Source organism: Petrimonas sulfuriphila (assembly GCA_038561985.1).
GTDB classification, from domain to species: Bacteria; Bacteroidota; Bacteroidia; order Bacteroidales; family Dysgonomonadaceae; genus Petrimonas; species Petrimonas sulfuriphila.
In genome coordinates, this window is the sequence record CP073276.1 from 365,227 (window position 1) to 377,751 (window position 12,525).

The following is a 12,525-nucleotide window of genomic DNA, read 5'->3' on the forward strand; positions in this document are numbered from 1 at the left end:
TACTACTCCTTCACACGAAAATATAACGATCAGAATAATCCGAAAGATGAGCCGGTTACCCTGAATTCTGTCCGCCGGTTAATCTGGTCGGCAACCACCTGTTCCTCGGGCGTCAGCTTTTCGATAAACGCCTCATCCAGCCTATCTCCTTCTTTCAGGAAACCGTATCTTTCAGCAATGGCAGCAGAGACCGTTTTAGGTTGTGTTTTTCCAAAACCTGCCGCCGATAATCGCCGCTCATCCACCCCTTTGCCGATAAGGTACCGTACCACCGATTGTGCGCGGCGTAACGAAAGATTTTGATTGTACTCCTCACCACCTTTCCTGTCGGTGTGCGCGGAAAGTTCGATGGTTACTGACGGATTGTCATTCAACAGGCTTGTAAGTCCGTCGAGTTCTTCTTTTGACTCGGGACGCAACTCCGCCTTATCAAAATCATAGAAAATATTTTCGAGGATAACGGGCCTGTTGTAAGGGATCATTTCAAAATCCACGAAATAAACGGTATCCTTTTCCTCGACGGGTGTTTTTAGTATTTTCTTCCTGTTCAGAAACCCTTCTGCGCAGGCCAGAAAAAGATAATTCACGTTCCTGTCCGCACGGAAACGGTAGGCTCCGTCTTGCCCGGTAATGTATTCGTGTCGGAAACCGTTATCACCAACAACCGAAACCTTGACATTGGGAATGAACTTATCCTCCATATCCACTGCAAAACCCTCCACGAAAATCTCTGCATCCGGGTATTCAAACGAATAGATATGGTCGCGCCCACGTGCATCGTTACGGTTTGAGCTGAAAAAACCGCGACGCTTCCCTTTCTCGAAAGTGATGCCAAAATCGTCCATGGATGAATTGATGGGGACACCCATGTTCTGGACCCTCCACCGTTTGCTGCTGCCATGCAAGTTGGCTTCGTACAGATCCAGCCCCCCCATTCCCGGGTGTCCGTCAGACGAAAAATACAGCGTCGTGTCGTTTTTAATGTACGGAAACATTTCATCGCCCGGCGTATTGATCTCCGGGCCCAGGTTTTCTGTAAAAAGTACGGTGAGGCCATCCATCCCGGCACGCCAGATGTCTTTTCCGCCGTATCCTCCGGGCATGTCGGAAACAAAATAGAGATAATCGCCCAACGGAGAAACGGAAGGGTGCGCGAAAACCGAAAGCGTGTCACCTGCAGACAGAGTCAACTCCTGCCCGGCGTTCCAGCCACCGCTACCGCGTTGTGAACAGTAAATCCCGGGAGTGGTTGCCCGGCTAAGATGAACGGGAGAGAACGTATAGAAAAGGTAGTTGCCGTCTGCGGAAACCGAAGGCGTTCCTTCATCGAAACGGGTATTGATTTCCGACTCCAAAATCGCCGGCTTCAGCCATTCGCCCTTATCGTTTCTGGTGACAACGAAAATATCGTTGTTCTTCATCCCTGTGATGTTGCTGATTGAATCGCCCCGGGCATCCTCGCGCGAAGAGGTGATATAAAGTACGGCATCGTCCTTTGCAAACACCGGGCTGAACTCTCCGCGGTTCGAGTTGAACAGATCCATCCGTTTTACCGCATAACGCGACGGCGCTTTCTTTTTCTCCATCGCATCTTTCACTCCCTGCAATCCGTTCACTCCCAACACATTTACCGGATCCAAGGCAAGAAAATCCTCGTAAGCCTTTTGTGCCTGCAGGTATCTTCCTTCTTTGTGCAGCATTTGCGCATACCGCAAATAAACCAGCGTATCGGGATACTTGTACCGGATAGCGCTGGCATACGCGTTAGCCGAACGGGAAGCGACATTCATCCGGCGGTAGGCCTCCGCCATTTCGTAAGCTACCACTCCGCGCAACGGACGCTGATCGGGCTTGATGCCCCGATACACTTTTCGATAGGTTTCGGAGGCCAAAAAATACTCTCCCCTAAGGTATTGCGTCCGGGCATCGCTCAGGCTTGCTGACCGGCACGAAACCAGCAACAACACTCCCAGAAAGCATAAAGGGTATATTTTTCGAGTTCGTAGCAAATCCGGTTGTTTTTCTTAATAACTCGGTTTTGGCGGAAATATTGTGTGAAAACCGTGGGGACTATTCCGTTGCCGGGAGGTTATATACTCCTTTTACTAAAACCTGTTGGGGTGGAAGCGGTGTTTTTATCTCCACCAGGTTATCGGAGGTCAACCCGGCGATGACGGAAACGGATTTAAGGTATATATTCTCTCCCGATTTCTTCTCAAGCAAATAAATCCGGTACGTTCCGTCCGCCAACGCTTCAAGGGCATCCCCGGGAATCCCTTTTGCCCTGTATTCTTTCACACTCACCTCTGCCTCAACGTACATGTTGTTTACAAAACCGCTGTTTATCGATTCTATCTGTGCTGTACACACAATGGTTTTCTTTTCAGGATCGATGGATTTCCCCGTTCGGGTCAGCTTCGCACTGAACTTTTCGGACGGATTGCCGGGGTTATAAAACCGGATATTTTGGCCGACAGCCAATTGTGCGATATCTTTCTCGTACACCTCCAGTTGAAGATAGAACTGATTGGCATTAACAAGGGTCATCAACATTTTTTCAGGCGTAACGTATTCTCCGATCATACTGTTTACCTGCGTAATGTATCCGTCAATAGGCGAACGGACTTCGAGTATCCGGTAAAAATCTCCTTTTTCTACTTGCGCCGGATCTACGTTAAGCAGACTCAACCGATGTTTTATCCCGTTGTATTGTGCCAACAGGCTGTTGTAAGTACTTTCGGCTGCAATGAAATCTTTGCGGGCCGCGATGCTGTCCCGATAAAGCGTTTGTAACCGCTCGTATGTTTTTTTTGCTTCGTTGAATCGATTGCTTACCGTAGCAAAATCCTGTTGCAGCACAATAAAATCGTTACTTTCGACAGTGCAAAGCACACTTCCCGCAGAGACAAAATCACCCAACTCACGGGAAATAATCCTTATCGTCCCCGGAATTCGGCTGGTAACCTGGGCCTGCCCTCTTACCGATGAGATGACATGCCCGTTCACCTTCACACTTTCGTGGAATTGCGCTTCCTGCAATTCACCAAATTCCATTTGCATCGCTTCAAACTGGCGGTTGGAAATTGCTACCAACGCAGAATCTCCGGTAGAATCTCCGGCTTCGCTACCCGACTTTTTGTTACCGCAACCCAAAAGAGCTACGGAAACCAAAACTCCCCAAAAGAAATGTTTATAAAATCGCATCTTGCTGTCTTTTTACGTTTTTCTTCCCTCTTGCCCTTTATCCGCCGGTTCACTCAACTATCAAGTAATTGAGCGCAATTACCGTCTGGTTGTATTTCGCCAGGTTGTCTAAATAATCCAACCTCAATTGCGTAGCATTTTCCAGGCTCTGTATATAACGGAAGAAGTCAATCTCCCCTATTTCGTAACTTGACGTGGCAAATTTTATCAGCTCGTCACTGATCTGTTTCCCCGATGTTTGGTAGTAATCGATATTTTGACGGTATTTTTCGAGTTCGTTGCGCAGTTGTTCACGCGTAGAGTTATACCGCACCTCATCCTGCTGCCTGGAGTAATCGGCCATCATCACACTGTGTTTTTGCGAAGCAACCCTGGCTTTCTGTTCCCCGAAGAACAGAGGAACAGAGATTCCAACCTGCCAGCCCCAATAACTTTTTGCGTTTGCGAACCGGTTCGTTCCGTTAAAAATCTCCACGTTAATACCGGGCAGCCACAAGTTTCTCTCAACATCCAGCAACGCACTCTCGTACCGGAGCTGTTCGTCTGCCAGCTTCAGTCCGGCATTGTCGTGGATGTCCCGGGTCAATAAAACCGGCTCCAGTTCCTGAAGTGGAACCCGGATATCTTCTTTGGGCTGTAAAAACAAGCTTAACTGCCGGTAAGCGATCTGCAGGTCGGCGTCAATTTGTTTTTGCTGAATATCAACCTGTTGCTGCTTAGCGGTTGCATTCAGTTTTTCCAGGTACGCAATTTCACCTTGTTTGTATTGCGCATCAGCCGATCGTGAAAACTTGCGGTAAATATCGGAAATAAAACGATACTGTTGCTGTTTGTTTTGCAGATATACCACGTGATAATACGCTTGCGTGATGTTCTTGCCGAGCCTCTGACGTTCGAGTTCATAAGCTGCTTGTGAAACCGAAACTCCTGCCCGGTTGGCTCTGTATTGCGCAGCATAAACGGTAGGAAAATTAATTTCCTGCGATACCCCCACCACATACAGCGGATGATTGTTTTCGGCAATGTTGTTGGCATCCGTGCCGTAATACACACCGGTTTTCCCGATATTGAAAGCCGTGGGGACAAACGATTTGCTCCGCTGTACCTGCAACTCGTATATTTTCAGTTGCCGGTTGTTGGCCATTCCGGTTGCGATGGCTTCTTCCAGCGAAAGTTCATGCGATTGGGAAAAGGTCGCAGCGGAAACCGTCATCAAAACCGGGACAAGCCAAGACTTAACTTTCGGCACATTCTTTTTCCTTGAACGGCTTTTTCTCCCCCTGCGCTCGTCATTCATGAAATATCCGTAAAGCAGCGGCAAGACAATCATCGTAAGAAAAGTTGAGGTCGCCAATCCACCAATAACGACCGTGGCCAGCGGGCGCTGGACTTCTGCTCCTGCCGATGTGGAAATCGCCATGGGCAGAAATCCCATCGCTGCAGAAGCTGCTGTAAGAACAACGGGCCGAAGCCTGTCGACAGAGCCTTGTACAATAATGTCGTGCATTTTCATCCCTCCGTTTTTATGGCGCAACTCTTTAAAATGCTCAATCAAAACAATTCCGTTCAGCACAGCCACACCAAACAACGCGATAAACCCTACCCCCGCTGAGATGCTGAACGGCATCCCCCTTATCCAGAGCAGCAGTATACCTCCGACAATAGAAAGCGGAATGGCAGAAAAAATTATTATCGTTTCTTTCAACGAATTGAAAGCGAAGTTCAACAACAAGAATATAAGGGCAAGAGCGATAGGTACAATAATCATCAACCGGGTAGATGCATTCTTAAGATTCTGATACTGGCCTCCATAAACCACATAATACCCCGATTGCAAATCTACGTTTTCCTGCACTTTTTGTTGAATATCCTGCACCACCGATTGCAAGTCGCGGTTTCGCACATTCACGCTTACGACCACCCTCCGTCGGGTATTGTCGCGCGAAATTTTTGCCGGACCGGTAGAATATTCAATTTGAGCCAGCTCGCTTAACCGTACCTGGTTTCCATCGGGGAGATTCACGTACATCTGCCTAATGTTATCGATATCCTGCCGGAAATCTTCCAAAAAACGGACCACCAGATCAAAGCTGCGCTCCCGCTCGAAAACCGTCCCCGAGATTTGTCCGCCGAAAGCCATCGACAGGTATTGGTTGAGCGACTCGATAGAAACACCGTAGTAAGCCAGTTTTTCGCGATTATACGTCACCCTCATTTGCGGCAGTCCTACCGTTTTTTCAACGATCACATCGGCCGCGCCTTCCACCCTTCGAGCCTGGGCCGCAATCTCCACAGCCTTTTCCGCCAGGTAATCCAGGTCCTCCCCGAAAATTTTCACCGCAATATCCGAGCGCACCCCGGTAACCAACTCGTTGAATCGCATCTCTATGGGTTGCGTAAACTCGTATTCGATACCCGGAAAAACCGAAAGGGCTTCCTTAAACTTGTCGGCAAGCTCTTCTTTACTCCCGGCGTTTTTCCATTCTTTCTTCGGACGAAGCTTGATGATCATGTCAATCTCTTCCATCGACATCGGATCGGTGGGAACCTCTGCGGCACCGATACGGCTCACCACCTGGTCGACTTCCACAAAATCCTTTTTTAAGATCGCCTCCATTTGTGTGGTCATCTCGATGGTTTTCCTCAACGATGTCCCCGTTTTCAGCACCGGCTGAATCACGAAGTCGCCCTCGTCAAGCGTAGGCGTAAACTCTGCCCCAAGTCTGCCGAAAAGAAGCAAGGCAACCGTCAGCATAACCAACGCACCGACAACGATCATCCTTTTATGTGCACACGCCCATTCGATGGACGGTCTATACGTTTTGTAAGCCAGCCGCATTACCGGGGATACATCCTTTTCTCCCTTTTTCCCGGGTTTCATAAACAAGGCTGATGCCACGGGCAGCCACGTCATCCCCAGCAGAGATGCTCCAATTACGGCAAAACAAAACGTGAGTGCCATCGGACGGAACATTTTCCCCTCCACTCCCGTCAGCGAAATAATCGGTACAAAAACAATGAGGATAATGATTTGTCCGAAAATGGCGGAGTTCATCATTTTGGACGCACCATTGATCGTGATCTCATCGATGTAGTCTTTTCGTTCCTGCCCGTGCAGTTTATTTGCATCATCGTAGTGGGTATTAAGGCTAAGTGCTATAAACTCGGCTATGATCACCCCGCCGTCAATGATAATTCCGAAGTCGAGTGCGCCCAGGCTCATCAGGTTAGCATCAATCCCGAAAATGTACATCAACGACAACGTAAACAGTAACGACAAGGGGATGATGGAAGCGATAATCATCGCGGTACGCAGGTTTCCCAGGATAAGCAGAACCACCAGGATGACGATAACGCATCCGAACAACAGGTTCTCGAAAACGGTCATCGTGGTGCGTCCGATAAGTTCACTCCGGTCAACAATGGGATTGATAAAAATCCCTTCCGGAAGAGTTTCCTGTACTTCTGCCACCCTTTTGTGTACGGCTTTAATCACTTTTTTCGAATCGGCATTTTTGAGCATCATAATCTGGCCCATCACCTTTTCGCCTTCACCGTTGGCAGTGATGGCTCCAAAACGGTTTGCATGTCCGTAGTGTACCGCGGCAATATCGCCGATCAATACGGGGATTCCGTTCCTGTTCTTCACCACAATATTCCGGATGTCTTCCAGCGATTTTATAGCTCCATCGCCACGTATAAAATAACTTTGGTTGTTTTTTTCGATGTATGAGCCGCCGGTTATGTTGTTGTTCTTATCGATGGCATCAAAAACTTCCATTAACGTGATCCCCTGACTACGTATCAACTCCGGATTAACGGCAATCTCGTATTGTTTGAGAAATCCTCCCCACGTGTTCACTTCCACTACCCCGGGAATTCCCGACAGTTGTCTTTTCACAATCCAGTCCTGAATCGTTCTCAGGTCGGTTATGGAATAACGGTTTTCATAACCCGGTTTTTCATCGAGAATGTATTGGTAGATCTCTCCCAACCCGGTAGTAACCGGTCCCATAACGGGCGTACCGAAACCCTGGGGAATATTTTCAGACGCTTCCGATATTTTTTCGGCAATCAGTTGTCTCGGTAGGTAAGTACCTAACTTTTCATCGAAAACAATGGTGACTACCGATAATCCAAATTTCGATACGGAACGTATCTCCTTCACACCCGGCAGGTTTGCCATGGCTAACTCCACAGGCATAGTGATGTATTGCTCCACATCTTGCGTCGCAAGGTTGGCTGATGTGGTAATTACCTGTACCTGATTGTTGGTAATGTCAGGAACCGCGCCTACGGAAAGATTGGCTAATGCAAATATTCCGAAACCAATAATCGTAATTGTGAAAAGTATGATTATCAGCTTGTGCCTGACACTAAACCGAATTATCTTGTTTAACATAAACGCATGAAAAAGTTTTCATATAATGTTCTGAAAGCTACACAAATGAACAAAAAAATGCAAGATAAATCAAATCTTATTTATCCAGTATTTTAATTTTTTCTTGTTCTAAATAAGCAAGTCACGCAAAAGCCACTTATCTATCAAAAAATAAACGGCTTAAAATTCAGACGTAGCATAAACCTTTAAAGTTTTCTCCCTACTCACTGAACAATAAAAATTCAAGTTTTATTTGGTGATTGCAGCAAAATAACACTATCTTTGTACGACATCATCGTAGCTTTTCCAAAAGGGAAAAACCACAACGTACTCATTTTTAAATTGTAACCTATGAAAAAAATTACCTCATTCGCAATTATTGTCTTAATCGCTACTATTTCCACGAGCGTATTCTCTCAGAACAGTGATCTGAAGTATAAGACAGTTCCCAATGATCCGATCAGTGCACGTATTTACACCCTGGATAACGGGTTGAAAGTTTACATGAGCGTGAATCCTGAAACCCCCCGTATACAAACCTATATTGCCGTACGAGTGGGAGGGAAAAACGATCCGGCAGAAACCACCGGCCTTGCTCATTATTTCGAACACCTGATGTTTAAGGGCACAAAAAAATTCGGCACCCAGGATTACACGCAGGAAGAGCCGATGCTAAAAGAGATTGAAGGCCTCTTCGAGAAATACCGGAATACAGAAGACGATACCCAAAGAAGAGCCATTTACAAGGAAATTGACAGTATCTCCTACGCCGCATCCAAGCTAGCCATCCCCAACGAGTACGACAAACTGATGAAGACTATCGGGGCAACAGGGACAAACGCCTATACGGGTTTTGACATGACGGTTTATACGGAAAATATACCGTCGAATCAAATCGAAAATTGGGCAAGAATACAATCGGACCGTTTTCAAAACAATGTGATTCGTGGTTTTCACACAGAACTGGAAACGGTTTATGAGGAGAAAAACATGTCACTCACCCGCGACAGCCGGAAAGTGTACGAAAAAGTGCTTGCCTCACTGTTCCCTCACCACCCGTACGGTAAACAGACCGTGCTCGGCACACAAGAACACCTGAAGAATCCGTCAATCATAAACATTAAAAACTACTACAAGACCTACTACGTTCCGAACAACATGGCTATCTGCGTTGCCGGAGATTTTGATCCTGATGAAATGATCAAGATTATCGATACCTATTTCGGAGAGATGAAACCTAATCCCAGCCTGCCAGTTATAGAACCATCTGCCGGGCAACCTATAACAAAGCCGGTTGAAACGGATGTGTTGGGGCAGGAAGCCGAAAACGTGACCCTCGGCTGGCGAATGGGTGGATGGGCCACACCCGACAAAGATATGCTCGATATCATCAGCCTAATTATGAATAACGGAAAAGCCGGATTAATCGACCTGAACCTGCTGCAGCAGCAAAAAGTGCTTTCTGCATATTCGGGTGCCTACAGCATGGCAGACCACTGCGCTTTTGTTATGAATGCCACGCCCAAGAAAGGACAGACACTTGAGCAGGTAAGAGATTTGTTGCTGGGAGAAGTGGAAAAACTGAAAAAAGGTGATTTTCCCCAGGAACTGATAACTGCATCTATCAACAACATGAAGCTGAGCGAGATGTATCGAATAGAGAGCAATGGAGGACGGGCTAACTGGTTTGTAAACTCATTCATCAACGGGACGGAGTGGGCCAACGAAGTAACCCGGATCGATCGTATCGCAAAAATCACTAAAAAACAGATCGTGGATTTTGCCAACGAAAAATTTCGCAACAATTATGCCGTAATCTATAAACGCGAAGGAAAAGATCCCACGGAGTTAAAGATCGACAAACCACAAATCACGCCCATTGCCACCAATCGTGATGCGGTAAGCACATTCGTAAAAGAAATTCAGGACGCTAGGGTCACACCCATTGAACCTGTGTTTCTCGACTTCGATAAGGACATGAAAATACTGACTGCCAAATCAAAGATCCCCGTGCTCTACAAGCAGAATGTAACCAACGGCATTTTCAGCCTGATTTATGTGTTCGACATGGGAAATAACCACGATAAAGCCCTGGGTACGGCTTTCGATTATTTAAAATACCTGGGCACATCCACAAAATCACCGGAAGAGATCAAAGCCAATTTTTACAGTCTGGCTTGCTCGTTCAACGTTTTTCCGGGGACAGAAAGGGTATATGTTTTGCTCGATGGCCTGGCAGAAAACATGAGCAAGGCTCTTGCGCTTTTCGAAGAGCTGCTGGCCGATCCGCAAGTAAATAAAGAAGCATTCGCCAACCTGTCGGCAGATATCCTGAAGAAACGCGGCGATGCTAAACTCAACCAAGGGGCTAATTTCAGCAAATTAACCCAGTATGCGTCCTGGGGAGCGGACTCTCCCGATAACAATATATTGTCGGAAGCAGAATTGAAATCGATGGATCCGCAGCAACTGACCACACGCATCAAAAGCCTCAACGGTTTTGAGCACCGGATTATGTATTATGGTCCTGAAAACGAAAAAGAACTGCTATCCACAATTAACTCGTTACACAATGTCCCGGCAAAGTTAAAACCGGTACCCGAAACCGACCGGTTCAAACAAGTAGAAACCAACGAGAACAAAGTGCTTTTAGCCGAATACGATGCAAAACAGATTTACCTGGGAATGGTTTCCAACGACGGCCGGTCGTTTGATCCGAAAGTCGAAGCTATGCGTGAATTATACAACGAATATTTTGGCGGAAGCATGAATGCGATCGTGTTTCAGGAAATGCGCGAAGCGCGCGGACTGGCTTATTCGGCAAATGCGTACCTGAATGCTCCGACGAAATTGAAATACCCCTACACGATGCGAACGTTTATTGCTACTCAAAACGATAAAATGGACGATGCACTACAGGCGTTCCACCTTATTCTGAAAGAGATGCCGTTATCGGAAAATGCGTTTAACCTGGCCAAAGAAGGCTTGATTACCCGTTTGCGCACCAACAGGATTATCAAGGAAGATGTGCTGTGGAACTACATTTATGCACAGGACCTGGGCTTGAAAGTGGACAGGCGAAAAGAAATTTTCGAAAAGGTACCGTCTATGACACTGTCCGACATAAAGGCATTCCAGGAAGAATGGGTAAAAAAACGCACGTACACCTATTATATATTGGGTAAAGAAGCGGATTTAGACCTGAAAGCGCTCGAGAAATACGGGCCTATCCAAAAGGTTTCGCAGGAAGAGCTGTTCGGGTATTAGGATAAAGCATTTAGGGCGCCAAATGGCGCCCTAAATGCTTTTACTGATGTTCCCGCCGCAGCAAATCGTTCACTGTTTTTACCGGATTAAAGGTACTGACGGGCACCTCTACGAAAATGGTGTTCCAGTCGCTCATGGCACCGTTCCACAAGCCGGGAAGCTCCAGGGCCTTCAGTTCTTTTCCGTTTTTGGATTTTTGCGAAATAAATCCGGTGTTCTTATCCACGAATTGGGTCAAATCGAACTTGTTGTTTTTATAGCACTTCACGCCACATACCAAATCCACGGGATTGAAATGCGACCCGTGCTTGAAAGCATCCACAGCCCTGGCATCGTTTATATCGATTTGGGAACTTTCCAGAATCTGCAAAGAAGCGGTTCCGTCAGGATTTTCAACAATAAACGGACCACCGCCCGGCTCACCCTCGTTCTTCACCATGCCGCACACACGAAATGGACGATCAAGTTTAGCAATCAGGTAGTCCCTCAACTCTTCTTCATCGGCAAAAGATTTGTTGGAAGAAGCTATACAAAGTTCGTTCTCTGTAAACTTCAAAATTTCCTGCAACTTTCCGTTGCTACATTTTCCCGAAGTCAACTCTCCAAGGTAGCCAAACGCCCGTTGCTGCATCTTCACCAACACTCCACCCAAAAGTTGTTTATATAAGGCTTCGCTTTCTTTTAACCGGTCTGGAACAACATTATCGATGTTTTTAATGAATATAAAATCGGAATCGATGTCATTCAGGTTTTCGATCAGCGCACCGTGTCCCCCGGGACGGAAAAGCAACGATCCGCCCTCATCGCGGAATGGATTATTCTCCATATCCACGGCAAGGGTATCGGTGCTAGGCTTTTGAACGCTGTATGAGACCCTGAATTTAGCACCGAGTTTTAATTCGTACCCCAACCTCCGGGCAGCGACCAACAATTCAAACAACTCTTTATGCTCTTCCGAAACTGTAAAATGAATATTCACCACACCGTTTTTATCTTTTGCGTATAAGGTACCTTCGGTCATCTGTTCACCCACCGGTGTTCTATTTCCTTCTTCGTAACTGTGAAACAAAAGCAACCCTTTGGGCAGGTTCCCGTAATTCAATCCGTCAGGAAAGAGCAAGGCTCTCACCACTTGTTTGTACTTGCCCGAATCAATAAGTTCCGGAACTGTTTTTCCAAAATTGTTCCTGCAGGTTTCGTTGAGCGCATCGTAAAAGGCAAACTTCCCTATATTGTTGAAAAATGTTTTAACAAAAGCAGTTTCAGGCACATCATTACCATCATCTAAAAAGGTAAACAAGTCTTTAAACATACGGCTTGCAGCACCCGATGCGGGTACAAACTTGGTGACTTTTTTACCCGCATCCAAAGAATCACGCCAAGCCATCCGATATTCTTCCTCGTCGGCTTTAGATACACGCAAAATCCCTTTTTCAACCGATGCAACACTCAGTATTTTCAGAAAAGGGAAGCCTTTCTTCAACCAATTCAACTGAGCATCAATTTGCTGTTGTGAAATATTTTTTTTCCGTAACAACGCTAAATCTTCCTTTGTAAACATACTGTCTTATATTGTGTTGAAAATTATTTTCGATTTTAAATCTTTCACAGAAACACTTCAAAGGTAACGAAAAACTTTAAATACATATCCACACGTCTGTTAAAATATTACC

General features: G+C 46.3%; 5 protein-coding genes. 1 reads left to right on the top strand and 4 read right to left on the bottom strand.

Annotated elements, in window-relative coordinates; genetic code table 11:
• Positions 1-29: 29 nt before the first annotated feature.
• The 3 genes from KCV26_01470 to KCV26_01480 form a co-directional block, all read right to left on the bottom strand.
• Positions 30-2,009 (bottom strand): OmpA family protein, encoded by a 1,980-nt coding sequence (locus KCV26_01470; GenBank protein ID WZX37090.1) that lies wholly within the window; start codon positions 2,007-2,009, stop codon positions 30-32.
• 61 nt (positions 2,010-2,070) lie between these two features.
• Positions 2,071-3,204, bottom strand: a complete 1,134-nt coding sequence (locus tag KCV26_01475) for an efflux RND transporter periplasmic adaptor subunit (GenBank protein ID WZX37091.1) — start codon at positions 3,202-3,204, stop codon at positions 2,071-2,073.
• Positions 3,205-3,253: 49 nt separating this feature from the next.
• Positions 3,254-7,606, bottom strand: coding sequence for a CusA/CzcA family heavy metal efflux RND transporter (locus KCV26_01480; protein WZX37092.1), 4,353 nt, complete (start codon positions 7,604-7,606; stop codon positions 3,254-3,256).
• Positions 7,607-7,936: 330 nt separating this feature from the next.
• On the opposite strand from KCV26_01480, the gene KCV26_01485 reads away from it, so the two are divergent.
• A complete protein-coding gene (locus KCV26_01485) occupies positions 7,937-10,852 on the top strand; it encodes an insulinase family protein (GenBank protein WZX37093.1) in 2,916 nt (971 codons plus the stop codon).
• A gap of 40 nt (positions 10,853-10,892) precedes the next feature.
• Here KCV26_01485 and KCV26_01490 read toward each other — a convergent pair whose 3' ends face one another.
• A complete protein-coding gene (locus KCV26_01490) occupies positions 10,893-12,413 on the bottom strand; it encodes a DUF4301 family protein (GenBank protein WZX37094.1) in 1,521 nt (506 codons plus the stop codon).
• Positions 12,414-12,525 lie beyond the last annotated feature (112 nt).

Coding starts and splice junctions, on each gene's coding strand:
- KCV26_01475 (WZX37091.1), bottom strand. CDS start 3,204: ATGCGATTTTATAAACATTTCTTTTGGGGAGTTTTGGTTTCCGTAGCT.
- KCV26_01480 (WZX37092.1), bottom strand. CDS start 7,606: ATGTTAAACAAGATAATTCGGTTTAGTGTCAGGCACAAGCTGATAATC.
- KCV26_01485 (WZX37093.1), top strand. CDS start 7,937: ATGAAAAAAATTACCTCATTCGCAATTATTGTCTTAATCGCTACTATT.
- KCV26_01490 (WZX37094.1), bottom strand. CDS start 12,413: ATGTTTACAAAGGAAGATTTAGCGTTGTTACGGAAAAAAAATATTTCA.